24 protein-coding genes are annotated in these 25,629 nt (G+C 27.3%); 13 read left to right on the forward strand and 11 right to left on the reverse strand.

Going from position 1 to position 25,629, the window contains the following annotated elements:
- Nucleotides 1–15 precede the first annotated feature (15 nt).
- From AC2TY9_RS00440 to AC2TY9_RS00450, 3 genes are read right to left on the reverse strand one after another with little or no spacing between them, the layout of a single operon-like run.
- The gene (locus tag AC2TY9_RS00440; protein ID WP_489778704.1) at nt 16–687 is read right to left on the reverse strand and encodes a response regulator transcription factor; all 672 of its coding nucleotides are present in this window, start codon (nt 685–687) and stop codon (nt 16–18) included.
- 2 nt (nt 688–689) lie between these two features.
- Nucleotides 690–3,554: an ABC transporter substrate-binding protein gene (locus AC2TY9_RS00445; protein ID WP_489778705.1), complete on the reverse strand. Its 2,865-nt coding sequence runs from the start codon at nt 3,552–3,554 to the stop codon at nt 690–692.
- A gap of 40 nt (nt 3,555–3,594) precedes the next feature.
- Nucleotides 3,595–4,494 (reverse strand): 1-aminocyclopropane-1-carboxylate deaminase/D-cysteine desulfhydrase, encoded by a 900-nt coding sequence (locus AC2TY9_RS00450; protein WP_489778706.1) that lies wholly within the window; start codon nt 4,492–4,494, stop codon nt 3,595–3,597.
- Between the two features lie 46 nt (nt 4,495–4,540).
- Here AC2TY9_RS00450 and AC2TY9_RS00455 point away from each other — a divergent pair, with 46 nt between their 5' ends.
- Together AC2TY9_RS00455 and AC2TY9_RS00460 are read left to right on the forward strand one after the other, a co-directional pair.
- Nucleotides 4,541–5,020 carry a MotA/TolQ/ExbB proton channel family protein gene (locus AC2TY9_RS00455; RefSeq protein WP_489778708.1) on the forward strand — a complete coding sequence of 160 codons (480 nt, stop codon included), beginning with the start codon at nt 4,541–4,543 and terminating at the stop codon, nt 5,018–5,020.
- The gene (locus tag AC2TY9_RS00460) at nt 5,021–5,413 is read left to right on the forward strand and encodes an ExbD/TolR family protein (protein ID WP_489778710.1); all 393 of its coding nucleotides are present in this window, start codon (nt 5,021–5,023) and stop codon (nt 5,411–5,413) included. It abuts the gene before it with no gap.
- A 65-nt stretch (nt 5,414–5,478) separates the two neighbouring features.
- Here the strand turns inward: AC2TY9_RS00460 and fbaA are convergent, their stop codons facing one another.
- Together fbaA and AC2TY9_RS00470 are read right to left on the reverse strand one after the other, a co-directional pair.
- Nucleotides 5,479–6,546 carry a class II fructose-bisphosphate aldolase gene (gene fbaA, locus AC2TY9_RS00465; protein WP_489778711.1) on the reverse strand — a complete coding sequence of 356 codons (1,068 nt, stop codon included), beginning with the start codon at nt 6,544–6,546 and terminating at the stop codon, nt 5,479–5,481.
- Between the two features lie 19 nt (nt 6,547–6,565).
- Nucleotides 6,566–7,387, reverse strand: a complete 822-nt coding sequence (locus AC2TY9_RS00470) for a peptidylprolyl isomerase (RefSeq protein ID WP_489778713.1) — start codon at nt 7,385–7,387, stop codon at nt 6,566–6,568.
- Between the two features lie 327 nt (nt 7,388–7,714).
- Here AC2TY9_RS00470 and hsrA point away from each other — a divergent pair, with 327 nt between their 5' ends.
- Together hsrA and AC2TY9_RS00480 are read left to right on the forward strand one after the other, a co-directional pair.
- Nucleotides 7,715–8,395 carry a homeostatic response regulator transcription factor HsrA gene (gene hsrA / locus AC2TY9_RS00475; protein ID WP_138151530.1) on the forward strand — a complete coding sequence of 227 codons (681 nt, stop codon included), beginning with the start codon at nt 7,715–7,717 and terminating at the stop codon, nt 8,393–8,395.
- 13 nt (nt 8,396–8,408) lie between these two features.
- A complete protein-coding gene (locus AC2TY9_RS00480) occupies nt 8,409–9,737 on the forward strand; it encodes an ATP-binding protein (protein ID WP_489778715.1) in 1,329 nt (442 codons plus the stop codon).
- On the opposite strand, the gene AC2TY9_RS00485 is transcribed toward AC2TY9_RS00480, so the two are convergent.
- Nucleotides 9,724–10,155, reverse strand: a complete 432-nt coding sequence (locus AC2TY9_RS00485) for a CoA-binding protein (protein WP_489778717.1) — start codon at nt 10,153–10,155, stop codon at nt 9,724–9,726. The genes AC2TY9_RS00480 and AC2TY9_RS00485 overlap by 14 nt on opposite strands.
- A 232-nt stretch (nt 10,156–10,387) precedes the next feature.
- Between AC2TY9_RS00485 and AC2TY9_RS00490 the strand changes: the two genes are divergently transcribed.
- Nucleotides 10,388–13,171, forward strand: coding sequence for a response regulator (locus tag AC2TY9_RS00490; RefSeq protein ID WP_489778719.1), 2,784 nt, complete (start codon nt 10,388–10,390; stop codon nt 13,169–13,171).
- A 16-nt stretch (nt 13,172–13,187) separates the two neighbouring features.
- Here AC2TY9_RS00490 and AC2TY9_RS00495 read toward each other — a convergent pair whose 3' ends face one another.
- From AC2TY9_RS00495 to rpsO, 4 genes are all read right to left on the reverse strand, one after another.
- Nucleotides 13,188–14,807 (reverse strand): diguanylate cyclase domain-containing protein, encoded by a 1,620-nt coding sequence (locus AC2TY9_RS00495; RefSeq protein WP_489778720.1) that lies wholly within the window; start codon nt 14,805–14,807, stop codon nt 13,188–13,190.
- 77 nt (nt 14,808–14,884) lie between these two features.
- Nucleotides 14,885–15,934 carry a DHH family phosphoesterase gene (locus AC2TY9_RS00500; RefSeq protein ID WP_489778722.1) on the reverse strand — a complete coding sequence of 350 codons (1,050 nt, stop codon included), beginning with the start codon at nt 15,932–15,934 and terminating at the stop codon, nt 14,885–14,887.
- Entirely contained in the window at nt 15,931–16,332 is a 402-nt protein-coding gene (locus AC2TY9_RS00505) for an Rrf2 family transcriptional regulator (RefSeq protein WP_489778723.1), read from the reverse strand. The genes AC2TY9_RS00500 and AC2TY9_RS00505 overlap by 4 nt, the downstream gene beginning before the upstream one ends.
- 141 nt (nt 16,333–16,473) lie before the next feature.
- A complete protein-coding gene (gene rpsO, locus AC2TY9_RS00510; protein ID WP_489778724.1) occupies nt 16,474–16,746 on the reverse strand; it encodes a 30S ribosomal protein S15 in 273 nt (90 codons plus the stop codon).
- Between the two features lie 113 nt (nt 16,747–16,859).
- Between rpsO and AC2TY9_RS00515 the strand changes: the two genes are divergently transcribed.
- The 3 genes from AC2TY9_RS00515 (at nt 16,860) to AC2TY9_RS00525 (ending at nt 19,222) form a co-directional block, all read left to right on the forward strand.
- Nucleotides 16,860–17,648: an ABC transporter ATP-binding protein gene (locus AC2TY9_RS00515; protein ID WP_489778726.1), complete on the forward strand. Its 789-nt coding sequence runs from the start codon at nt 16,860–16,862 to the stop codon at nt 17,646–17,648.
- An 83-nt stretch (nt 17,649–17,731) separates the two neighbouring features.
- Nucleotides 17,732–18,388, forward strand: a complete 657-nt coding sequence (locus tag AC2TY9_RS00520; RefSeq protein ID WP_489778728.1) for a hypothetical protein — start codon at nt 17,732–17,734, stop codon at nt 18,386–18,388.
- A gap of 15 nt (nt 18,389–18,403) precedes the next feature.
- Nucleotides 18,404–19,222: a hypothetical protein gene (locus tag AC2TY9_RS00525; protein WP_489778729.1), complete on the forward strand. Its 819-nt coding sequence runs from the start codon at nt 18,404–18,406 to the stop codon at nt 19,220–19,222.
- Nucleotides 19,223–19,240: 18 nt separating this feature from the next.
- On the opposite strand, the gene moaA is transcribed toward AC2TY9_RS00525, so the two are convergent.
- Entirely contained in the window at nt 19,241–20,209 is a 969-nt protein-coding gene (gene moaA / locus AC2TY9_RS00530; protein WP_489778730.1) for a GTP 3',8-cyclase MoaA, read from the reverse strand.
- A 136-nt stretch (nt 20,210–20,345) separates the two neighbouring features.
- Here moaA and cobA point away from each other — a divergent pair, with 136 nt between their 5' ends.
- The 5 genes from cobA (at nt 20,346) to AC2TY9_RS00555 (ending at nt 25,628) form a co-directional block, all read left to right on the forward strand.
- Complete coding sequence (gene cobA, locus AC2TY9_RS00535) at nt 20,346–21,077, forward strand: uroporphyrinogen-III C-methyltransferase (protein WP_489778731.1); 732 nt, start codon at nt 20,346–20,348, stop codon at nt 21,075–21,077.
- 389 nt (nt 21,078–21,466) lie between these two features.
- Entirely contained in the window at nt 21,467–22,483 is a 1,017-nt protein-coding gene (locus AC2TY9_RS00540) for an amino acid ABC transporter substrate-binding protein (protein ID WP_489778733.1), read from the forward strand.
- Nucleotides 22,484–22,607: 124 nt separating this feature from the next.
- Nucleotides 22,608–23,792, forward strand: a complete 1,185-nt coding sequence (locus AC2TY9_RS00545; RefSeq protein WP_489778735.1) for an amino acid ABC transporter permease — start codon at nt 22,608–22,610, stop codon at nt 23,790–23,792.
- On the forward strand, nt 23,792–24,868 hold the full coding sequence (locus tag AC2TY9_RS00550; protein WP_489778737.1) for an amino acid ABC transporter permease: 1,077 nt from the start codon (nt 23,792–23,794) through the stop codon (nt 24,866–24,868). The genes AC2TY9_RS00545 and AC2TY9_RS00550 overlap by 1 nt, the downstream gene beginning before the upstream one ends.
- Before the next feature lie 13 nt (nt 24,869–24,881).
- Entirely contained in the window at nt 24,882–25,628 is a 747-nt protein-coding gene (locus tag AC2TY9_RS00555) for an amino acid ABC transporter ATP-binding protein (protein WP_489778738.1), read from the forward strand.
- Nucleotide 25,629: the final 1 nt, after the last annotated feature.

Here is a 25,629-nt window from a genome sequence, read left to right on the forward strand (position 1 = left end):
ACTTTTTTTTAGAATTTATTTTGAAGTGTTAATACAGTAGCCTATTCCATAAACATTTTTAAGTTCTAAACTTGGAATTTTTTTTCTAATATTTGTAGCAGTTGTTTTTAAACTAGTTTTATCTACACTTTCATATTTCCAAACATTTGCTAAAATCTCTTCATATGTTCGTGTTGTATTTACTTTTTTTAAAAGAAAATCTAACATCATTTTTTCTTTAGGGGAAAGTTCAATGATTTTACCATCTTGAATCAATTCAAATTTATCTTTGTCCCAAATGATATTATTTGCTATTTCTATTTTTTGTAGATTTACAATACGGTAATTTTTTAATTGTTCACATGCTTCATTTAAAGATAAAAATATCTTTTCTTTTGAAATTGGTTTAATTAAATACTTACTTAATCCCAATTCAGAAGCATCTAAAAATGTTTGAATATCACTTTTAGATGAAGATATAATCATCCTTACATTTTTATCCTGAATTCTAATTTTTTTTAATAACTCAATGCCGTCCATCAAAGGAAGGCTTAAATCACAAATTATTATATCAGGCTTTTTGTCTAAATATTTTTGATATCCACTTTCTGCACTATTTGCTTTGTATACTGTAAAATCTTCATTTATACATTTTACAATTATCTCAAGTGTTATTTCATCATCTTCAATAACTAACACTGAATACATTTTTACTCCATTTTTGTAGGTAAATAAATACTAAATTTTGCACCTTTATATTTTATATTATTATATTCAAAATTTTCATTTACTACAATAATTTTTCCACCCATATGTTTTTCAATAATTTGATGTGTCATATAAAGACCTATCCCCGTACCTTGAGCTTGGTGTTTAGTTGTAAAATATGGGTCAAATATTTTTTCTATAATACTATTTTCTATCCCTCCACCGTTATCTAATACAGATACAATAATATTTTCTTTTTCTGATTTTACATTTATAAAAATCAATTTTTCTTCTAGACTTTTTTCTATTAAAACATCCCTTGCATTATAAAAAATATTTAATAAAGCTTGTGTAAATTCGTTTTCATAACTTTTAATTTTACAATCATCTTTTTGCCCAAGAATAATTTGAATATTATTACTTTTTAATATCCCCTCAATCAACATAAGATTTTTTTCTATTGATTTTAAAATTGAAAACTCTTTTTTCTCCTTATCTGATTTAAAAAAGTTTCTAAAATCTTCAATAGTTTGAGATAAGTGTTGTGCGGTATCATTGATTTTTTCCAAGTCTTTCTTTTCATCATCAATCTCCGATACGCCTAGCTCTTTTTTTACAATAATTCCAGTTGATATACTAGAAACTAGACTTAAAGGTTGTCTCCATTGATGGGCTATATTTTCAATCATCTCACCCATAGCTGCCATTTTTGATTGCTGAGATAAAAGTTTGTCTTTTTGTTTTAGCTCTGATAAATCAAGAACAGAGGAGATTCTCACTTTTTTTGAATCTAAAATAGCATCTTTCCCTTTTACAAGAACGTGAAACTCTTGAGCATTTCTTTTTTGTGCTACAATCTCATAAGCTTCTTCTTGATCATTTTTTATATTTTCAAGTACTAAATCATATGATTTGGCACTAACTAAATCTTTTATATCTAGGCCAATTAGTTGATCTTTATTTTCAAAGCCAAAAAGTTCAACTGCAATTTTATTTGATTGTAAACATTTTCCACTCTCGTCAAACACAAAGACTCCTTCATTTACTGAGTCTAAAAGTTTTTCAAAACTTTCTAAAGAGGTTTCTAGTCTTTTTTGGGTTTTACTTAATATATAATTGTATTTTTTTAATTTTCTGTTTCTAAAATAGGCAATTATTATAACAATAAAGAATATTCCTAAAGCCTCATATAAATATTTATAATTATCGGATTCTTCAACCTTTACAGAAATATACCTATTAAAAATCTCCTGCTTAGTTGTATAGGGAATACTATCTAAAGCTTTTTGAATTATTTGATATAAAAGTTCATCATCATTTCTAACAGCAATTCCTAAATCAAATTTTCTATCAAATTTACCAGTAATTTTCAAACTATCAATAAATTCATGTTTGAGTACATATGCAATTGTTGGTAAAGAATCAACAAATCCATATAGCTCTCCAGATTGAACTTTTTCAAGTCCATGCTTTATACTATCAACATCAACAATTTTATTATTTGGGTATTTGTTTTTTAAATATTCTCCCATAGAATATCCCTTTACAACACCAACCTTTTCTTCTTCTATAATCTCTTCAGGATTTGGTAAAAAGAATTTTTCAGTTGTAGTTGCAATTACAACAGGAAAATTAATATATGAACTGGTAAATTTCATATATTTTGTTCTTGAAGGTGTCTTTTGGGCAAGGGAAAGGATATCGCATTTTCTTTCTTTAGCAAACAATAAAGATTCAGACCATGATTTTGTAGGAATTGTATTTATCTTAAGATTTGTTTTTTCAGAAATCAATTTAATAAAATCTGCTGTCATACCAATGTGTTTGCCATCTTCATTAAACATTTCATAGGGCATCCAGTCTGGATCAATACATACTTTAATCACTTTTTTCTTTTTTATATATTCTTTTTCTTTTTTTGAAAAATTTATATTATCATATGTAAAGATTTTACTAAAAAGAAGTTTGTCAAGGGAGATATCAACATCTGACCTTAAGATATCTTGATTAACAACATTTTCAATAACCTCACCTATCTTGTAAATACCTGTCATCATTAATTTTTCAGTCTCATTTGCTTCAAATAATAAAGCATCCTTAGACTTCATTTTTGAATATTTTTCATAGATTATATCAACTATTTCTTCTTTATTTTCAAAGGCGTAATTCCACCCTTTCTTACTTGCATCTAAAAACTTTTGTACCATTATTGGATTTTTTCTTGCATTACTATAAGAAGTAAATAGATTTAAACCACCACCAATAATCCCATAGTTCTGGGGATCAATAATTCTGTATGGCATTTGTGATTTTTTTACATGATAAAGTTCATTTGAAACAAAAGCAGAAAAAGCATCAACCTCACCATTTATAAATTTTTCTCCCGTAAAATCATGGTCAACAGAAATAAAATCACTTACTTTTATTTTATGTTTTTTTAATAGTTCTCCAAGTAATGAATCTATTAATTCATTTTTTAAATACATTACTTTTTTACCCTTTAGGTCTTCAGGAACAATAATATCTTGTTTTGTTACAAAGACTAGAGCAGATTTCTTTAAATAGTTAGCAGCCAATACAATTGGTTTTTTCACATCGTAAAGATTTAAATATGAAGTATCGTATAGTCCAAAGGTAGCTCTATCATTTTTAACTTCATCTATTACGTTAATGTCTCCAACAAATTCATTTATTTGAACATCTAAACCCAAATCTTCATAAAAACCTTTTTCTTTTGCAGCAATAAAACCTGCAAATTCAAATTGATATTTCCAATTTAATTGTAAAGTTACTTTTTCTAAGTTTTGTGAGGAGAAAAGTTCTGTGGCAAGAAGAAAAGAAAAGATTATTAATCTTATTATATTCAAAATTTTACCTTAATAATAACTATACATAATATTATCTAAATCAATTTTTTAAGTCAATTTTATTTTCATATTTTCTTAAATATCTATCTATCATAGTCTTGTTCCCTAAAACTCCACCTTGATGAATATATAAAATTGTTATATCATCATTAAAGTATTTAGAAGAAAACATTGAGATAAAACCTAAAGGATCATACAATAAGTCAAATTCAATATTTGTATCGCTAAGAACTTCTTTGTACATTTCAAAAAACTCCTTGTAAAGTTTTCCAAAATGGTACTTTTTTTCAAGCTTTATTATATTTGGATGGTGCTTTTCATTTTTTTCCAAATGAAAAAACTGACTTTTTAAATACTCTTCCCCTCCAACACAAGGTACAGTTAAAACTTCAAAAGATAAGTTTTTTTGTAAAAAAAGTGCCGTTGTTCCTGTACCACTGGGCAAGAAGATTTTCAATTCTTTTATACAATTTTCTTTTGCCCAAGAATTTATTTCATCAGCTAAAATTTTTATCCCATATTGGGCTTCTTGGACTCTTCCACCCTCTTCTATAAATAAAGTCTTTTCATCTAATAAATTTTCTTCAATATACTTTTGAATATTTTCATCATTTCTTTCAATAATGTTTGCCCCATTTTCTAAACTTGCCTTATAATTTCCACAAGGGTTTTCTTTCAAATATGAACTCAAAGATTTAACATAAAAATCAAGTTTCATGTTCTTTAGTTTTGCTAAAACTGATAATGAGTATAAAGAATTAGCTTGAGCAGAACCAAAACTTACTATTTTTTCAATATTTGGAAACTCATTTTCTAAAAAATAGTAAAATTTTCTAGCTTTATTTCCAGAAAATTGTTCATCTAAAAGGTCGTCTCTTTTGACATATATGGTTCTATTTCTAAATTTTGTTTTTGTGATGGGAGAGTTTTTATAATTCATTAAAACTATTATACTAAAATAAACAAAAATTTTATATTGGGGTATTATGAATTTAAATTTAATGGAATATATTGATAAAGGTGGTTTAATAGTTTATATTTTAATCTTTTTAAATGTTATTGGTTTTACTATAATTATTTGGAAATTTTTAACAATTCCAAGAAAAAATGCAATGGTTAGAAAAATAAAAAATAAACTTAATGAACAAAACAAGCACAATATAAAAATTGAGATTGAGTATGAAGTAAAAAAATTAGAAACAGGCTTAACCTATATTAAAAATATTGCTTCTGTTGCACCATTATTAGGACTTTTAGGAACTGTCTTTGGAGTATATAAAGCCTTTGAAGAGATAACACAAAAAGGTTTAGGTGATCCAACAGTTTTTTCAGGGGGAATCTCAATTGCACTTATAACAACAATTGCGGGTCTAATTGTAGCTATTCCTCATCATATTGCCTATAATCATTTTATTTCAATGATTGATACAATTGAATTAAAAGCTAAAAAAGAGTTAATAGATTAAATGAAAAGAAGAGAACAATTAGGAATTGACTTAACACCTGTTATTGATGTAGTTTTTATTTTATTAATATTTTTTATAGTAACTTCTGTTTTTAAAAAAGAACAACTAGCTTTAATGCTTGATTTACCCGAAGCAAATGCAAAAGAAACACAAATAAAAGAGGACCAAGTTTTTATAGAACTAAGTTCTGAGAAAATTGCGATTAGAGGTGTTGAAGTAAATTTAATATCTTTAGAAGAGAGTTTGAAAGTAATAAAAGACAAGAAAAAAGCAGTTATTGTTAGAATTGATAAAAATGTAACCTATGATAGAGTTGTAACTATTTTAGACCTTCTACAAAAATATAGTCTTAATAACCTTGCTTTAATTACAAATGAAAAAATTGATAAATAAAATAGAAGGATTAAAAGCGTAAGTATTACGCTTTTAATCTATTAGTTTTTTTAGTTTTTAAATTCTTAATTTTTATCTAAGGCACAAAGATCTGAAAATGCAATTTCAAGTCTTGCGATTATAGACTCTTGACCTGCTCTTAACCATTTTCTTGGGTCATAATATGATTTATTAGGTTTATCATCACCCTCAGGGTTTCCAATTTGACCTTGTAAATAATCATGATTTTTAGCTGCATATTCTCTTACACCATCCCAAGTTGCCCATTGAGTATCTGTGTCAATATTCATTTTGATAACACCATAATCAATAGCTTCTCTAATCTCTTCAAGTGCAGAACCAGATCCACCATGGAATACAAAATCAACTGGCTTAATATCAGTTGAATGTTTTTCTTGAATATATTTTTGAGAGTTATCTAAAATCTTTGGACTTAATACAACATTTCCAGGTTTATAAACCCCATGTACATTACCAAATGAAGCAGCAATAGTAAAGTTTTCACCAACTTTTCCTAATTGTTCATAGGCATAACAAACCTCTTCTGGTTGAGTATATAATAGTGCATTATCAACATCTGTATTATCTACACCATCTTCTTCCCCACCAGTGATACCAAGTTCAATCTCTATGGTCATATCAATTTTGTTCATTCTTTCAAAGAACTCAACGCATGTTCCAATATTTTCTTCTAATGGCTCTTCACTTAAATCAAGCATATGTGAAGTAAATAAAGGTTTCCCATGTTTTTCATAGAAAGTTTCACCAGCTTGTAGCAAACCATCTATCCAAGGAAGAAGTTTTCTTGCAGCGTGGTCTGTATGTAAAATTACAGGAATCCCATATGATTCTGCTAATGCATGAACATGCATAGCCCCAGAAATTGCCCCAATTGTAGCTGCGTTAGCAGTTTTCAATCCCTTACCAGCAAAAAATTGTGCTCCACCATTTGAGAACTGAATAATCACCGGTGAATTTACTTTTGCTGCAGATTCCATAACAGCATTTACAGAATCAGTACCAACTACATTTACTGCAGGAATAGCAAATTTATTCTCTTTTGCATAGCTGAAAAGTTTTTTTGCTTCACTACCACTTAATACACCTGCATTAACAACTTCTAAAACACCCATCTCTTCTCCTTAATTAAAATTACTTGATAACGATTTTTGATTTACTTTTTAAGCCATCAACTTTGTTTTTGATATATTCTTGGAATTTACCTTGAACTACCATTTGTTTGATTTTTCCTTTAACTTTATCATAAGCTAAATCACTTGCAGGTTTTTTATCTTCTAAGTAGATTACATGATAACCAAACTGAGTTTTAACAGGAGCTTTAGAGTATTTACCTTTACTTAAAGCTTTTGCAGCTTTTGAAAATTCTGGAACCATTTGGTTTTCTGTAAATTTACCTAAATATCCACCCTTTGGACCAGAAGGACCAACTGATTTAGATTTTGCTAACTCTACAAATTTTGCTTTTTTATCTTTTGCTTTATCTAAATCTTTGATAACAGCTTTTGCATCATTTTCAGTTTTTGTTAAAATATGTCTAGCTTCTAGTGTTGCTGGTACTTTAAATTTTGCTTTATTTTTATTATAAAAATCTTTTGCATCTTTATCTGAAACAGAAACTTTTTTAAACTCTTTTTGCATCCAAATTTCTAAAGCTAAATCTGCTTTTAGTTTTTCTAATGCTTTTTTATACTCTTTATCAGATGAAACACCACTTTTTACAGCATTTTGTGTTAATAGTTTTTTTTCAACAACTTGTTCTAAAACCTTATCTTTACTCTTTTTTGGTAAATCATCAAACTTTACGTTTGGGTTTCTTAACACAACTGCAATATCTTCTTTAGTGATTTGATCACCATTTACAGATCCATAATCTGCTGCATTTAAAGAGATTGATGAAATTGCCAATGATGCAATTAAACTTGTTAATAATCTTTTCTTTGTAAATAAACTCATTATTTTCCTTCTTTTTTTAATAGGCAATATTCTATCTTCTTTTTTTTAATAAAAAGTTAACTACTTTGGATTTAGTCAAGCAAAGTATGTAAAAATTAAGAGTTCTTTAAAACTTGCTTCTTCAAATTTTAAGTCAATTTTAATATAATTTTTCATCTTTTCTCAAAAATATTGTCTAAATAATAGATAATTTGCACATTTTTTTAAGGAATTTCAAAATTTACCTTAAAAAACCTTTAAATTTTACTGAATTTGTGTTATAATGCCGACCAATTTTAAACTTAACTTAAATTTAAGCTTACAAAAACTAATAAGAGGAATGTCTAAATGAGAATATTAATTATTGAAGATGAAATCACATTAAATAGAACACTACAAGAGGGACTAACTGATTTTGGTTACCAAGTAGATGCTGCTGAGAATTATAAAGATGCTGAATATTTTATCGACATTAGAAATTATGATTTAGTTCTAACTGACTGGATGTTACCAGATGGTGATGGAATTGAATTATGTAAAATCGTAAAAAACAGAAGCTCTAGAACTGCAGTTGTTATCCTTTCTGCAAGAGATGACAAAGATTCTGAAATTGAAGCATTAAAATCGGGAGCTGATGATTATATTAAAAAACCATTTGATTTTGATATCTTACTTGCAAGAATTGAAGCAAGATTAAGATTTGGTGGAACTAATATTATCGAAATCGAGGATTTATCAATTAACCCTGATGAAGAAAAAATCGAATACAATGGTGAAGAGATTGAATTAAAAGGTAAACCTTTTGAAGTATTAACTCACCTTGCAAGACATAGAGATCAAATTGTGTCTAAAGAGCAATTACTAGATGCTATCTGGGAAGAGCCAGAATTAGTAACTCCAAATGTAATTGAAGTTGCAATTAACCAAATTAGACAAAAAATGGATAAACCATTAAATATCTCTACTATTGAAACAATTAGAAGAAGAGGTTACAGATTCTGTTACCCAGATACTCAAGAAGAAGCATAATATTTCTTAAAAAATGAATATTTTAAAACCAAAGAGCATTTACAAGCAATTTCATCAAAAGCTTGTAATTGCTACTTCACTACTAATCATTATTCTATCTTTTATTTTTTATGGATATACAAAATCAACAATTTTTGATGAGATTCAAGATTCACTTTATGCTGATGCACAGTTGATTTTAGAAGTTAGTAAAACTTCAGATGTAAATACAAATAATTTTAATCTTATAACAAGTAATGGAATTAATGTTGATATAGTAGAACTACGTAATGTTCCACAAAGTGGATATACATACTTTAAAGTAGGGAATAAACATTTTATTCAAATTCTTTATCCCTTTGATTTAACAAAAAGTAAATATATAAAAATTGTAAAAAATATAGATTCTTCTATTGAAATGTTAAATAAAATATTTAATAACCTTTTATTAATCTCTTTTGGAGGTTTAATAATGGTAGTTTTATATGCATTTACAGTATCAAAAACACTTTTAAGACCTATTATTCAAATTACAAATAAACTATCTAATATGGATGAAAACTTTTTATCGCAAATAAAAAAAGATAATTTACCAATTGAGTTTCATCCACTCGCAAATTCAATAAACTCTTTAATGACAAGAATTGAAAATAATATTAAATTTAAAAAAGAGTTATTTATTGGTGTTGCCCATGAGTTAAAAACACCACTAGCTGTTATGAAACTAAAAAATGAAGTTGCTCTAATGAAAAAAAGAGAAGCTGAAAAATATCAAGAAACAATGAAATTAACAGTTGAACAAATTAATGATATGAACAAAATGATTAGTTCAATTTTAGATATTGGTCGGGCTGAAGGTGCTCAATTTGAAAAGCCAGAAGAGATTGATTTAGTTAAATATCTACAAAGAAAAACTAATGATTACAGAATGCTAAGTGCAAAGAAAAAGATTGTAATTACATTTTTTGCAAATGTAAATCATCATGAAATTTATGTTCAACCAACTTTATTAAATCAAATAATTCAAAACTTTGTTCAAAACGCTATTAAATTTACACCCGATGAAAAATCTATTGCCATTAGAATGGAAAAAGAACCTGATACAACAACCATAACTGTAACTGATGATGGTGAAGGGATTGATGAGTCAATTGACCTTTTTGCTCCATTTAAAAGAATGGGAGAAGAAAGCGGTGCTGGATTAGGATTGTTTTTAGCTAAAAATGCAGCAGATTCTTTAGAAGCTACTGTAAGTTTAAAAAATAGAACAGATGATAAAAGTGGTTGTGTGGCAACACTAATATTGCCAAACACTACCATACCAAAAAAGAAAGAATCTAAAAAAGAGTCTAGCCAAAAATAGCTCTATGCTCTATTTTTGTACACTTATTTTGTACAACCTTCATACCCTTTTCTTGTGCTTTATTTGCAGCTTCATTATTTACAAGTCCTAATTGAGTCCAAACTGTATCAACATCACCACGATCAATGGCTGCATCAACTACTTGTCCTATAACCTCAGGTTTTCTAAAGATATCAACCATGTCAACTTTAAAAGGGATCTCTTTTAAACTTCTATATACTTTCTCTCCTAAAATTTCATCCTCTTTAGGATAAACAGGTACCATCTTAAAACCAGCATTTTTTAGATAGTTTGCAACCATATTACTTGCCTTACTTGGGTCTGGAGAACAACCAATTACTGCAATTGTTTTTGTATTTTCAAAAATCTCTTTAATCTCTTCAATATTACTATTAACCGATGGAAATTCACACTCCATATTAACTCCTTTTTATATTAACTATATACATAAAATATATTGAGATTTATTATAGCAAATTAATAAATAAAGATAAGAAATATCAACAATTTATCTTGGGAGAAAAGTTTTAAAAGATTTTTTAGTTATATTTTGAGTAAACATTCTTTATTATTAAATCAAAAGTTTATAATATAAATAATGATACCCTTTTGATACTATTTTCTGTTATAGTGGCATTATAGGATAAAAAATGAATTCAAATAACTTTAAAAAAACTTATTTTATTATTATTTTTCTAACACTAATACCGACTATTTCAATACTTTTTTTAAAAGAGATCTATTTTAAAAACCAAACAAAAAAAATAAGTTTAGAAAATGCTGTTGATCAATCTTTAGAGAGAAATAAAGTTTTGACAAACTTTTTAAATCATGTTGAACACAATTTATTTGGAATAAAAGATTCAATCTTTTTTAAAAAATATAAAAATGAAATAAATGAAAAGAACACAGCAAATATAGAAGAATTCTTATTATCTTTAGCAAGAACTGAAGAGACCTATTTTCAGATAAGGTATATTGATAAAAATGGCTTTGAAAAAATTAGAGTTGATAGAAATAAAGAGAATAATAAAGCCTTTATAATCCCAAAAAGTAAACTACAAGATAAATCAAAAAGATACTACTTTAAAAACTCTATTGAAAAAGAGTTTAATAAAGTTTTGTTTTCTGCAATAGATTTAAATAAAGAGTTTGGGAAAGTACAAATACCTTATAAATCTACACTAAGAGCAATGATGCCTTTAGAAAAAAATGGAGTTTTTGATGGAATTTTAGTACTTAATATTTATGTTCAAGATTTCTTAAAAAGTTTAGCTGATGCCCCTTTATATGATATGATATTTTTTGATAATAAAGGTTTTATTATATATCACTATTTTGAAAAAAAAGGTGATTCTACTAAATCTTGGGGAAATTCCCTTGAATCAAAGTATAGTCTATCAAATGAGTTTCCGAAAACTTATAAAGAAATTTTAAATTCTGATACTCTTATTGATGAAGATTTTTTTTCAAGAAAACTTGATAATAGAATTCATGGAGGCTTTAATATTCTTTTGAAATTAAATAAAAAGTTTCTATTAGAGCAGCAAAAAACTGATGAGACATTTATAGTTTTTTCTTTTTTTATCTTACTATTATCTATAGCCTTGGCCTATCTTGTAATTAAAAAATTTAGTGCTACTTTATTTAATCTTAACCATTTTGAGAATTTAAATGAAAAATTAAAGCAATCAAATAATCAGTTAAAAAACTATCAAGATAAAATAAAAGAAAAAAACATTGAACTTGAAAAAATTGTATATAACTTGGAAGTTGAAAAGCTAACTTCTCAACAGGCTTTATTACAAACTAAATATGAGGAAGAAAAGGCACAACAAGCTTTAGAAGAAGCAAAAGTTTCGGAAAAAGAAGCACTTTCTTCTAAAGAGAAGTTATTAATAACGCAAGAAGAATTACTATATGCAAATACTGCTAAATCAGAGTTCTTGGCAAATATGAGTCATGAGATAAGAACACCATTAAATGGAATTATTGGATTAATTGAAATACTTTTAGAGGAAAAAAAGCTTGATAGTAAAAAAATAAGAGAATATCTTGAGATAGTAAATAAATCCTCAAATAGTCTAAAAGGTATTATAAATGATATATTAGATTTCTCAAAAATTCAGTCAGGAAAACTTCAAATAGTAAAAAATGAGTTTAATTTAGAAGAATTAATACTAGATATAAAAAATCTATTTTTACCTCAGATTTCTAGTAAAAAACTAACTTTTACAGTTACAATAGGCAAAGATGTTGAAAGCAATCTTATAGGTGATAGTTTAAGAATAAATCAGGTCTTAACAAATATTATTGGAAATGCCATTAAATTTACAAAAAAAGGTAAAATTGAAATAAAAATAGAATCTCTATCTAAAACTGATGATAAGACCACTTTAAAGTTTATCATAAGAGATACGGGATTAGGGATTTCACAAAAAGTGCAAAATATTATTTTTCAATCTTTTGAACAAGGTGAGATGGGAAATACAAAAGAGTTTAAAGGTACAGGACTTGGTTTAGCAATCACTAAATCTTTGGTAACTTTAATGGGTGGAGAGATTTGGTTTAAATCCTATGAAGGGGTTGGAACAAGTTTTTTTGTAAATTTACCATTTAAATTTTTAAGCAATAGTAATGAAGAGGTTTTAAATCACGAAAAAGAAAATGTGGAAAAAATTTTAAAAGAAAAGAAAAATGTATTAGTTGCAGAAGATAGTGAAGTAAATCAAATAGTAATAAAAAATATTTTAAGCAATCTTAATTTTAATGTTACTTTTGCAAACAATGGTGAAGAAGCTGTAAATATGGCAAGGGATTTTAAATATGATATTATTTTTATGGATATTCAAATGCCCTTATTAGATGGATATGAAGCAAGCCTTAAAATAAGAACTTTTGATAAAAAAATTCCTATAGTTGCCCTTAGTGCAGCTGTTTTAGAAAAAGATATTGAAAAATCTTTTCAAAGTGGAATGAATGGACATGTAAAAAAACCAATTGAAAAAAAAGAACTTATAAATGAGATAAAAAACTATTTTGAAATGGAAAAGAAAGGAATAGTAAAAAAAGATATAAAGTCTTATTTAGAATTTGATTTTTTTAATTTTAAAAAATTAAAAGAAGAACTTGATTTAAAAGAGGAAGATATATTTATTTTAATGCTTAAGTTTGCACAAAGTTATAAAGATTTTGAAAAAAAATTTTCAGATGAAAAATTAACTTCAAAAGAGTTTTACTCTTATATTCATAAATTAAAAGGAAGTTCAGCAAATTTAAAAATCAATACACTTTATAATCTTTGTATTGAAATAGAAGAATGTCAAGATAATAAAAAATCAAAAGAACTAAAAGAAAAGTTGATAAATAATTTAAATCAAATAATTAAAAAAATTGAACAACAAATTACTCCTTTAATAAAAGAGATTTTTTAGATAAAGAAAATATAGTTTATATTACACTAACTTCTATCTTGTTTCTTCCATCTTTTTTTGCTTTATATAAAAGGTTATCACTTAAACGATAAATCTCATTTAGATCCATTTCATTCGTTGATTTAAGAATCAATAAGCCTATTGATACAGTAATATATTTAGATGCTTCATTTTTAGTATGAATAATTTTCAAATCTTCAATAGATTTCCTAATTATTTGGGCAAATTCTTTACTTCCCTCTACATTATCACTTTTATAAGTAACAGCAAACTCTTCCCCTCCTAATCTAAAAGAATAATCATCTGCTCTACGTAAAGAATCTTTTAAAGACTTTGCAATCTCAATCAATACATTATCACCTTTTTGGTGTCCATATGTATCATTATATAGTTTGAAAAAATCAACATCTAAAATTAAAAAAGAGAATATTTTATTTTCTCTTTTTGCACTATTTATAACATTACTTAACATCTTAGAGAAATGTCTTCTATTATAAAGTTGAGTTAAAGGGTCTATAATAGATAATTGTTCAATATTTTTCTTATCTGTGATATCATTCCTTATTGATGTATATCCAGTTTTAATCCCCTTTTCATTTATTATTGGAGTAATAACTGCATCTACCCAATAAAAAGAACCATCTTTTTTTCTATTTTTTATTTCCCCACGCCAAGACTTATTTGAATTAATTGTTTCCCACATTTTTTTAAATAAAGACTCTGGCATATCAGGATCTCTTATTATATTATGTTTTTCACCTATCAACTCATCCTTTGAATAACCAGAAATTCTACAAAAAGCACTTGATACCTTTGTTATAGTCCCATCTAAAGTTGTTGTTGATGTTATAACATTTTCATCAACTATAGATATATAGTTTTCAAGTATTTGATCTTTTTCTTTTTGTTCTGTAATATCTCTAATTGCATATATAATTCTTTGTTTATCAGACATCAATGTAGCATTTATACTAACTTCAATCTCTTTATTATATTTTGTTATATATGTTTTTTTATAATCATTTACAAAACCATTTTTTATAACTTCATCAATTTTTTCAAAACTATTCGGAATATTTTCTTCATTTGTTATTGAAGTACTTTTTAAATTATAAAGTTCAGTTTTTGAGTATCCAATAATTTTTTCAAAAGCTCTATTAACATATAAAAAATTTGTTTCAAAATCAATAATAGCTATACCATCATTGGTTGTACTTAAAATATTTTCTAACTCTTTTTTATAGTTTTCTTGACTTATTTTCCAATGTTTAGAGATTATAATCTCTTCAATTTTCTTTTCTAAAATATCAAAATCTAGTGGCTTAAGGATGTAAGCACTAGCATTAAGTGATAAAGCATCATATAGGTAATTAGTATCATTAAATGCAGTTAAAAATATTACTGCTTGTTCAGAATTTATTTCTTTTACTTTTTTTGCTAAACTTAAGCCATCCATTTTTGGCATTCTTACATCAGTAATTAAAAGATCAAAATCTTTTGTAGTATATATATCTAAGGCTTCTTGTCCATTACTTGCGACGCTCAAATCTTCACAATAATATTGTAAAAAGTCTGAAAGTTCATTTCGAACTATAATTTCATCCTCAACATACAAAATTGACTTTAACTTATCCATTTTTTTCCTTATCCTTAAACAATTAAGTGAAAGTTTAAGAATTTTACAATAATTATAATTAAAGTAATATCTAAAGTCTATTTTAAGCTATCAAGTTTCCTTTGGATATAAGATTTTATATCATTGTAATCAATAGATTCTTTGAAGTCTTCAAATTTACAGCCAGAAGCATTTGGATGTCCTCCACCATTTGCTAAAGATTGTGCTATTAAAGATACATCAACTTTTCCATCTGCTCTAAAAGAGGCATTTCCTTTTTTACTAATATCAATGAAAAAATCATAGTCTTCATTAGCCACTAAAAAAGCATTTGCAGGGATTGAAATAGAACCTAAAGTATAAGTTAAAAGTCCTTTGTGTCCTTTGTATGTTACTGTTAATTTATCTTTTAATTTATCTAAACAAGAAACTAAATATTTTGCACTTAGATTATCAATAGTATCATCACATCCATCTTGCATAAGAAAGTTTTTCTTTAAAAAATGAATCTCATTATCTAATTTTATATTTCCATTTTCTTCATTTATATATTTTGCAGATTCTTTTAATAGAAAAATTCTAAAGTCTCTGTTTAAATCTGGAAAAAGTATATTATTTATCTCTCTTACTTGAGAAACCATTCTAAGTAAAACTTTTCCAAACTCAAAGTTTCTAACTTCACTATCTACCCAAATATCAATTGCATTAATTGCATCTACTAATGGTTTCATCCATAAGTTTTTCTCATCTGAAAAACCATTATATGTAGTATTTAAATAATCATAAACAATTTTTGTGGCACATCTTTTTGTATCTAAGTAATACCAGCTAAATGTATCTGCACTTTTTTGACCAGTTGCGTGGTGGTCAAGTAATTGAAGTTTTATATTAAAGCCATTTTCATTTAAATCATTTATTGCCTTATCTAAATCCTTTGCTTCATTAAAAGTAAGGTTTAAATCAGTAATAAAAAATAAAATCTCATCATCTTTATACTCTTGAATATCTTGAAGTATTTTTTTTAAATTCAGCTTTACTTCTAAACCATAATTGGCATTGAAATAAAAACCATCATTGAAATACTCTTTTATCAAAAGTTGACAAGAGTAACCATCTAAATCTGTATGAGACAAATGAAAAAGTTTCACGAAGCTATATCCTTTAATGTTAATCCTTCTAAAAAGCCATTAATTCTTGTTTGAAGATTATTTAAAACTGGCCATAATCCGCACACCATTCCTATATCAGAAGGGCATGATGAGACAGAAGGAGAACATTCAAATACAGAAGGAATCTTTTCTTCAGCAACAGTTGTAATTTCTAAAATTGTAATCTCATCATATGGTTTTTTTAATACAAATCCACCATTTACGCCTCTATGGGAAATTACAATATCATTTTTTGCAAGGTTTTGCATAATCTTTGCTAGAAAAGATTTAGGAATATTAAGTTCACGGGATAAAACATCAACATTTTTAAGCTCTTTACTTTTGGCAATTGATATCAAAGCAAGAAGAGCATATTCACTTTTTTTTGTAAGTAACATAGTGTTCCTAATCTTTTTTAAATTATTTTACAAAAACAACTATTAAAGAAGTTTATCTTGGTAAATTAATTTATTACTTTATCAAAAAAAAAGGTTGCAAGGAAATACTTGCAACCTTTTTTCAAACTAAAAAATTTAAATTTACTTAGCTCTGATTCCTAAATCAGCTACTAATGTAGTAAATCTTGCATAGTCAGTTTTTCTAAGGTATGCTAAAAGTCTTTTTCTTTTACCAACCATTTTTAAAAGACCTAATCTTGATGAGTGATCTTTTTTATTAGTTTTTAAATGCTCTGTTAAAACTTTAACTTGCTCTGTTAATAAAGCAATTTGAACTTCTGCTGAACCAGTGTCTTTGTCATCTCTTCTGTATTTTGCAATAATATTTGCTTTTACGTCCTGATCTAAAGCCATGATTGACCTCCTAATAGGTATATTAATCTCACTTATTACAAAGTGGACGCGAATTATATATTAAACAACTTTAAACATTCTTTAAGTAAAATTGTTTTTTTAAGGATAATGAAATGAAAATAATAGATTTTGACAATATATATGTAAGTTATGAAGTAAGTCCTGTATTAGAAAATATAAACTTGCAAGTAAAAGAAGGTGAGCACTGGGCTATTTTAGGATCAAATGGAAGTGGAAAATCTACATTAATTAAACTTCTTTCAAATGATTTATACCCAAACACAAAATACAAATTTAAAAAACTTATTTTCGGTAAAGAAAGATGGAGTATCTTTGATTTAAAGAAAAATCTTGGAATTATTACAAATGATTTACATAACTATTTTGAAAAACATGGAAATTTTTTAAGTGCATACGAAGTTATTTTAAGTGGTTATTACAGTACAATTGGGGTATTTAAGCATCAAGATTTTAATGAAACTCAACACAAAAAAGCTTTAGAAGTTTTAGAGTTTTTAGAAATACCACATATAAAAGATAAAAAAGTTCATCAAATGAGCACAGGTCAGTTAAGACGTTGTATTATCGGTCGTGCATTAATTCATGAACCTAAGGCTTTTATTTTAGATGAGCCTACTGTTGGTCTTGACATAAAAGCACAAAACTCATTTTTACAAATAGTTAGAAAACTTTCATCTAAAGCTTCAATTATATTAGTTACCCACCATATAGAAGAAATTTTTCCTGAAATCTCCCATATTGCAATGCTTTATAACAAAACTATTTTTAAACAAGGTGAAAAAAAACAAATTTTAAATTCAACTAATTTGTCAAAAATCTTTGAATCAAAAATTGTCTTAGCGGAGGAAAACCAAAGATATTATATAAAATCAATTGAATAATTAAACTAACTTTTCTTGCATTAAGAGATTAAATATGATACAATTTTCTATGATTTAATCTAAAATAAAGAAAAGGAGAGATTATGAGTGATACACCAGATATACTAAATAACCCAGATAATCCCCTTTATAATTTAGAAGAAAATGAAATTTATTCATTAAAAGAGGCACAAGAATTAATTGATTTAGAAAAGTTTTCCTTTGTTTTATTTACTTTGTGGGATTGTGTAATTACAAATCTTCAAAGAAGAATTGAATTTTTTGGAATAAAAAACCTTAGTAATATTTTAAAAGATTCAGATGAATATAACTTTCAATCATCAAAATTAAAAGAGAGATGGTTAAAAATCAATGAACACAATCTAATTGAATATGCAAAAATTTTAGGGATAATAAATCATGTAAGTCATGATTTAATTACAACCTTATTTTGGATGAAGAGCGAGTTTAATGAAAATAGTGAATCTAAAATCTCGAAAGATGAGTTATACTCATTAATTTTTTTATTGGAAAAAAACCTATTTATAAAAAAGTTCAAAATTGATAAAAGAGCTTATCAAGAGCTAAACGATAGAAGAAAAAATGAGATAAGTGGTAGAAGAAGGGATGATACAATAGAAACTGATAATAGTATATCATCAACCCATCAGAAGCTTTTATTACAATCTGGAGTAAAGCTGTTTGAAAAAAATTCAAACCCTAATGATAAAGATGATAAACTTTTAAGCACATATATCTAATATTAAGGTTTAAATTTGCAAAAATATATTTTAGATAAAGGGTTTTCTTACAAACTTTTTATGCTTTTAGCTTTTGGTATCTTCGCTCTTGTTATGTATCAAGGTCATTTAAAAAGTGGCGGTGTTTATTCAATTTTATTTTTTGGAGCATTAGCCCTTTGTGCTTTTCAAATTGCATCAGCTATTTATGTTACTTTTGTAAAAAGAAGTGTTGAATTAAATATTGATGAAAAGAATATCTCATGGAAAATATTTGATAATACTAAACTTGTTAATGAAAAACATATCTCTAGAGATAATATAAAAGAGGTAAAAACAGAAATAAACTATTTAACTGGAAATTTTTATTCAAGTTTTTCAGTAACTTTTATTTTAAATAATAATGAAGAGATGGTTCTAACAGATGGTATTTTTTATGATTTTGGATTAAAAAAAGCAGAAGATTTATGTAGGTTTTTACTTGACAATGAGATTGGTCATGACCAAGACGTGAAATTTGCAAAATTAGTAAAAGAGAAAAATATAGACTTAACAAAAGAGGATTTCAAATTTACAAAAAAAGATGGAAAATCTTATTATTATGGTTTTTTATCAAAAAATAAAAAAGAGTTTTTATCTTTAAGACTTCAAATTGAAGCTAGATATACTGATTACAAAAAAATTGTTAAAAATGGGAACAATGAGTATTTAGTTGAAAATCACGATAAGAAAGATAGCTTTATCTATCTAAGATCAAATGCAATAGGTTTATTTATAGAGCTTTATAATGTCCCAAAAATTGAAGAGTTTAAAACCTTGAAAGAGTTAGGACATAGAAAGAAGATTGGATTTTAATCCAATCAAACTTTCAAATCAACCACCTGTTTCGTAAAATGCTCTAGAAGAGGTTTCATTTCCTTCTTCCTCTGCCCATTTATTTTTTTCAGGCTTATTGGCTAATACATCTTTTAAAATTGCTGCAGCTTTATCTATATCATTAGCTTGAATTGCTTCTTTAATACTTTGAGAATCTTCAAAATATAAACATGGAATTAAAACTCCACTTGCAGTTAATCTAATTCTATTACATGTAGCACAAAAATCATCTTTATGAGGTTCAATTATCCCAAATACATAACCATCATCTAGCTTGTAGTTTTGAGAAGGGGAACTTCCTTCCCTTTCAATCATCTTGAAATTGTATTTTTCTCTAATTATTGCTTGAATCTCTTCAGAATCTAAACCCTTTGCAGTATCTTTTGCATGTTGGTTTTCCATATATTCAATATATCTAATTGGATAACCTTTCTCTTTGCAAAAATCCATAATCTCAACAAGTTCACCATCATTGATCCCTTTCATGGGTACACAATTAACTTTTACTTTTAACCCAGCATCACTTGCTGCTTGAATACCTTTTAAAACTGTTTTTAAAACATCTTTTTGTGCAATTTTAGCTGCAGTTTCATCATTTAATGAATCTAAAGATACATTTATTCTTTTTAAACCAGCATCTGCTAATTTTTGTGCAGCTTTAGGTAATAAATATGCATTTGTTGTAAGGGCTAAATCAATGTCGCTTTTGTAATCAGCAATCATTTTTACAAAATTTTCAAGCCCTTCCCTTAAGAGTGGTTCCCCACCTGTGATTCTAACTTTTCTAATACCCTCATCTATTGAAACTTTTACAAATTTAAATAGATCTTCATATGATAGTAAATTTTCTCTAGGTACCCAAGAAAACGGTTTTTCAGGCATACAATATTGACATCTAAAATTACATCGTTCTGTTACAGAAACCCTTAGATAATCAACTTTTCTACCATGTCCATCAATTAACATAACATCCTACTTATCTTTTAAAATTTATGAAGCTTATTATAATCTAGCTTAAATCTAGAATATGTATAAATACTATCCTTAATGTTAAGGTTTATACTACTTTTATAGGTTATAATTCCACCAAAAAAGATATGGCATGAGTAAAGTATATTTAACAGGAGCAGGACCTGGTGATGTTGAACTTTTAACAATAAAAGCTTTAAAATCAATCCAAAAAGCAGATGTAATAATTTACGACAGATTAGCAAACCCTGAAATTTTAAAAGAAGCAAGAAAAGACGCAGAATTTATTTTTGTAGGAAAAGAGAAAGGGAACCATAAAATTCCCCAAGATGAGATAAATGAACTTATTTATCAAAGTGCTTTAAAGTACGAAACAGTTGTAAGACTAAAAGGTGGTGATCCTTTTGTTTTTGGACGTGGAGGAGAAGAGGCTTTATATCTAAAACAAAGAGATATAAAATTTGAAATAATTCCTGGTGTAACTTCAGCAATAAGTGTTCCAGCTTATGCAGGAATTCCAGTTACAAATAGAGGTGTAACTCCATCATTTAGAGTAGTAACCGGGCATAGAAAATCTAGTGATAATATGGCAAACATAAATTGGCAATCTTTTATTGAAGATGAGACTATTGTTTTTTTAATGGGATTACACAATATAAGCTTGATTGTTTCAAAACTTCTTGAAGTGGGGAAAGGTGAAAATTATCCATGTGCTATTATCTCAAATGGTACGACAAAAAAACAAAAAGTTATAACTGGGACTTTAAAAGATATTGTAGAAAAATCTAAAGAGGCAATAAGTCCTGCAATTATTATTGTTGGTGAAGTTGTAAATTTAAGAGAAGAGTTAAGGTGGTTTGATTAAACTACTTTCTCTATCAGTGAATTTTTATTATCTTGACAAAATTCATATACATTTTTATCCCTTTTAGAAACTATAACTGTAATATTGTTTGAAAACTCAAAAAAAATTTTAGTTTTTTTATAGGCAATTTGTTCTGCGCCAATCACCAAGATTTTTTTATCTCAACTCCTAAATAACATTAATAAATAACCCGTAAAATAAGCTTTTATCCTTTTTGTAACATCATATAACAATTCAATTTCAATTAAATAAAAATTATAAATTGCATATAAATTATACAAATATTGTACTAAAAGTTACTATTTTATTTAATATAATCACAAATGCTATTCAATTGCTAGGTATTAGATTTATAATAACAATTGAAAACCAATTTATAAGGAAGAAAAATGAAATTACTAAAAACTGCCTCTTTAAGTCTTGCTGCTTTAGCAATGACTGCTACTGTATCTATGGCTGATACTTTAGAAACTACAAAGAAAAATGGTGTTCTAAGTTGTGGTCTAAATACTGGACTTCCAGGATTTGCTTCTCCAGATTCAAAAGGTGTTTGGAAAGGTTTAGATGTTGATATGTGTAGAGCAGTTGCTGCTGCTGTATTAGGTGACGCTTCAAAAGTTAAATATGCTCATTTAAATGCAAAAGAGAGATTTACTGCATTATCAAGTGGTGAAGTAGATGTTTTAGCAAGAAATACAACATGGACTGCTACAAGAGATACATCATTAGGTTTAAACTTTGCAGGTGTAAACTATTATGATGGTCAAGGTTTTTTAGTAAAAAAAGATTTAGGAGTAAAATCAGCTAAAGAATTAGATGGAGCTACTTTTTGTATCCAAGCAGGTACAACAACAGAGCTTAATTTAACTGATTACTTTAAAGCTAATAAAATGGAGTATAAACCAATCACTTATGATACATCAGCACAAACTGTTGAAGGTTTTGCTGCAGGAAGATGTGATGCTTTAACTTCAGATGCTTCTCAATTATATGGATTAAGAACAACTTTAAAAAATCCAGATTCTGCAATGGTATTACCAGAGATTATCTCTAAAGAGCCTTTAGGTCCAGTTGTAAGACAAGGTGATGACAAATGGTTTAATATTGTTAAATGGACTCACATCGCAATGTTAAATGCTGAAGAATTAGGTGTATCATCTTCAAATGTTGATGATATGTTAAAATCGACAAACCCATCAATTAAAAGATTACTAGGTGAGTCTGGTGATATTGGTAAAAACTTAGGTTTAGATCCAAAATGGGCATATAATATTATTAAACAAGTTGGTAACTATGGTGAAGCTTTCGAAAGAAATGTTGGTATGGATTCTCCACTTAAAATTTCAAGAGGTTTAAATGCCTTATGGAAAGATGGTGGTTTACAATATGGAGCACCAATTAGATAATTAAATTTGATTTAAATTTAATTCAAAAGGGGGAAGATTTACTTCCCCTTTTTTTTGTAGGAAGTAAATTTTCCAAACAATTAAAAAACATGATCCTTGTTAAGGATTGTTTTAAGGTTGAAAAATGACAAAACATAAGAAAAAGCCACAAGCAAACGTAGCTTTTTATAACAACCCTGAAAAAAGGGCCATTATTTATCAGATTTTAGCACTAGCTGGTATTTTTATATTTACATATTTTATTTTAAACAATATGTTTATAAACATCGAAAAACGTGGGATTAATACAGGGTTTGATTTCTTAGGAAGTGAAGCTGGATTTGGTATTATTCAATCTTTAATAGAATATGACGAATCAAATTCACATGGAAAAGTATTCATTATTGGACTTCTAAATACAGTCTTAGTATCAGTTATTAGTATATTTTTTGCTACATTAATTGGATTACTTGTTGGTATTGGAAGACTTTCAAAGAACTGGATGATTTCAAAATTATCTATGGTTTATGTGGAAACTTTTAGAAATATTCCTATTTTATTACAAATACTGTTTTGGTATAATGTTGTATTAGCCTCACTACCAAGTCCAAGACAATCATTTTCTTACTTTGATACAATTTTCTTTAACAACAGAGGATTATATATCCCAAGTCCTGTTTTAGAAAGTGGATTTATTTCTGTAATTATTGCATTTATATTAGCATTAGTTGGAGTATTTTATCTTTCACGATGGTCAAAGAAAAAACATGATGAAACAGGTGAAGAGTTTCCACTTATTTCAACTTCAATTGCCATTTTAATACTTGCACCAACAATTGTATTTTTTATAAGTGGAATGCCAGCAACTTTAGATTATCCAGCACTTAAAGGATTTAACTTTAAAGGTGGATGGACTATGATTCCAGAACTTCTTGCTTTAGCCTTTGCACTAAGTATTTATACTGCAACTTATATAGCTGAAGCGGTAAGAGCGGGTATTGAAGCTGTTCCAAAGGGACAAAAAGAAGCTGCCGCATCTTTGGGTCTAAAAGATGGCATAATCTTAAAAAAAGTTGTTTTACCTCAAGCTCTTAGAGTTATTATTCCACCAGTTATTAATCAATATCTAAACCTAACAAAAAACTCATCACTTGCAACAGCAATTGGTTATCCTGAGTTAGTAACTATTTTTGCAGGAACATCACTAAATCAAGTGGGACAAGCAATTGAGATTATACTGATGACTATGGCAGTATATTTAACATTAAGTATTATCATTTCAATGGTGATGAATTACTTTAATGAAAAAATGAAGATTAAGGAGAGATAATGGCTATTTATGGAAAAAAAGAAGCTAGACCTTCTCCTGCTGGAACAAAGGGATTAATTAATTGGTTAAAAGAGAACTTATTTTCGGATGTTACTAGTTCAATTTTAACAATCATATCTTTGTATGTTCTTTATTTAGTTTTACCACCATTACTAAATTGGTTGATTTTTGATGCCACATGGAGTGGAACAAAAGAGGAAATTACTGGTGATGGTGCAAGATGGATTTTTATTTATGAAAAATTTAATCAATTTATATATGGTTTTTATCCAGAAGATCAATACTGGAGACCAAATTTAATTTTAGTACTATTTTTTGTATCTATTTTTACATTTAGAAAAATGCCAACAATTCTAAAATTTGCACTTATTGCACTTTTCCCAATTGTTTCATTCTTCTTAATATATGGAGGATTAGGATTAGAAGTAATTCCTACATCTAAGTGGGGTGGACTTTTACTTACAATTGTAGTTGCATCAGTTGGTATTGTTGCATCTTTTCCTATTGGTATTTTGTTTGCCCTTGGTAGACAATCTAAAATGCCAATTATTAGAACATTATCAGTTATGTATATTGAGTTTATTAGAGGGGTACCTTTAATTACATTATTATTTATGTCATCAGTAATTTTACCTTTATTTTTCCCTGAAGGGATGGATTTTGATAAATTACTTAGAGCTTTAATTGGTATTACACTTTTCCAAGCAGCATATATTGCTGAAGTTGTAAGGGGTGGTTTACAAGCAATTCCAAGTGGGCAATATGAAGCCGCTGATTCAATGGCATTATCATATTGGCAATCGATGGGATTAATTATTTTACCACAAGCACTTAAAATTTCAATCCCAAATATAGTCGGTGCTTTTATTTCATTATTTAAAGATACAACACTAGTATTGATTATTGGATTATTTGACCTTCTTGCGATGGTTACATTGACCACAACAGATGCAAACTGGTTAGGATTTGAAACAGAGGGTTATGTATTTATAACCTTTGTATATTGGGTAATTTGTTTTAGCATGTCAAAATATGCAAAATCAATTGAAGATAAATTTAATACAAACCATAGATAAAATAGGAAATATAATGAGTGAATTAGAATATATGATTGAAATGAATGATATCAATAAATGGTATGGAGATTTTCACGTACTAAAAGATGTAAACTTAAAAGTTAAAAAAGGTGAAAGAGTTGTTATTTGTGGGCCTTCTGGTTCTGGTAAATCTACAACTATTAGATGTATAAACAGACTTGAACCTTTTCAAGAGGGTGAAATCTATGTTAAAGGTTTACAATTAACAGAAGATGTAAAAAGGATTAGAGAAGTTAGAACCCATGTAGGTATGGTTTTTCAGCACTTTAATCTTTTTCCACACCTTTCAATTTTGGAAAATCTTGTATTAGCACCAACTTGGGTTTCAAAAGTACCTAGAAAAGAAGCCCTTAAAACTGCAATGCACTATTTAGAAAGAGTAAAAATTGCAGACCAGGCTGATAAATATCCAAATCAATTATCTGGTGGTCAACAACAAAGGGTGGCAATTGCAAGATGTCTTTGTTCAAATCCAGATATTATGCTTTTTGATGAACCAACAGCTGCGCTAGATCCAGAAATGATTGGTGAAGTTTTAGATGTTATGACAGAATTAGCTGATGATGGTATTACTATGGTTTGTGTAACTCACGAGATGGGATTTGCTAAAAAAGTTGCTGATAGAGTAATCTTTATGGATGCAGGACAAATTGTTGAAGAGAATGAACCAATAGAATTTTTTGAGAACCCACAATCAGATAGATTAAAACTATTCTTAGAACAAATCTTAGATCATTAAA

It is taken from the genome of Arcobacter sp. ISO1 (genome assembly GCF_058105185.1).

Excerpts from the sequence above, each read along its gene's own strand:
- AC2TY9_RS00440 (WP_489778704.1), bottom strand. The coding sequence starts at position 687 with ATGTATTCAGTGTTAGTTATTGAAGATGATGAAATAACACTTGAGATA.
- AC2TY9_RS00450 (WP_489778706.1), bottom strand. The coding sequence starts at position 4,494 with ATGAATTATAAAAACTCTCCCATCACAAAAACAAAATTTAGAAATAGA.
- AC2TY9_RS00455 (WP_489778708.1), top strand. The coding sequence starts at position 4,541 with ATGAATTTAAATTTAATGGAATATATTGATAAAGGTGGTTTAATAGTT.
- AC2TY9_RS00460 (WP_489778710.1), top strand. The coding sequence starts at position 5,021 with ATGAAAAGAAGAGAACAATTAGGAATTGACTTAACACCTGTTATTGAT.
- fbaA (WP_489778711.1), bottom strand. The coding sequence starts at position 6,546 with ATGGGTGTTTTAGAAGTTGTTAATGCAGGTGTATTAAGTGGTAGTGAA.
- AC2TY9_RS00470 (WP_489778713.1), bottom strand. The coding sequence starts at position 7,387 with ATGAGTTTATTTACAAAGAAAAGATTATTAACAAGTTTAATTGCATCA.
- hsrA (WP_138151530.1), top strand. The coding sequence starts at position 7,715 with ATGAGAATATTAATTATTGAAGATGAAATCACATTAAATAGAACACTA.
- AC2TY9_RS00480 (WP_489778715.1), top strand. The coding sequence starts at position 8,409 with ATGAATATTTTAAAACCAAAGAGCATTTACAAGCAATTTCATCAAAAG.
- AC2TY9_RS00485 (WP_489778717.1), bottom strand. The coding sequence starts at position 10,155 with ATGGAGTGTGAATTTCCATCGGTTAATAGTAATATTGAAGAGATTAAA.
- AC2TY9_RS00490 (WP_489778719.1), top strand. The coding sequence starts at position 10,388 with ATGAATTCAAATAACTTTAAAAAAACTTATTTTATTATTATTTTTCTA.
- AC2TY9_RS00495 (WP_489778720.1), bottom strand. The coding sequence starts at position 14,807 with ATGGATAAGTTAAAGTCAATTTTGTATGTTGAGGATGAAATTATAGTT.
- AC2TY9_RS00505 (WP_489778723.1), bottom strand. The coding sequence starts at position 16,332 with ATGTTACTTACAAAAAAAAGTGAATATGCTCTTCTTGCTTTGATATCA.
- rpsO (WP_489778724.1), bottom strand. The coding sequence starts at position 16,746 with ATGGCTTTAGATCAGGACGTAAAAGCAAATATTATTGCAAAATACAGA.
- AC2TY9_RS00515 (WP_489778726.1), top strand. The coding sequence starts at position 16,860 with ATGAAAATAATAGATTTTGACAATATATATGTAAGTTATGAAGTAAGT.
- AC2TY9_RS00520 (WP_489778728.1), top strand. The coding sequence starts at position 17,732 with ATGAGTGATACACCAGATATACTAAATAACCCAGATAATCCCCTTTAT.
- moaA (WP_489778730.1), bottom strand. The coding sequence starts at position 20,209 with ATGTTAATTGATGGACATGGTAGAAAAGTTGATTATCTAAGGGTTTCT.
- cobA (WP_489778731.1), top strand. The coding sequence starts at position 20,346 with ATGAGTAAAGTATATTTAACAGGAGCAGGACCTGGTGATGTTGAACTT.
- AC2TY9_RS00540 (WP_489778733.1), top strand. The coding sequence starts at position 21,467 with ATGAAATTACTAAAAACTGCCTCTTTAAGTCTTGCTGCTTTAGCAATG.
- AC2TY9_RS00545 (WP_489778735.1), top strand. The coding sequence starts at position 22,608 with ATGACAAAACATAAGAAAAAGCCACAAGCAAACGTAGCTTTTTATAAC.
- AC2TY9_RS00550 (WP_489778737.1), top strand. The coding sequence starts at position 23,792 with ATGGCTATTTATGGAAAAAAAGAAGCTAGACCTTCTCCTGCTGGAACA.
- AC2TY9_RS00555 (WP_489778738.1), top strand. The coding sequence starts at position 24,882 with ATGAGTGAATTAGAATATATGATTGAAATGAATGATATCAATAAATGG.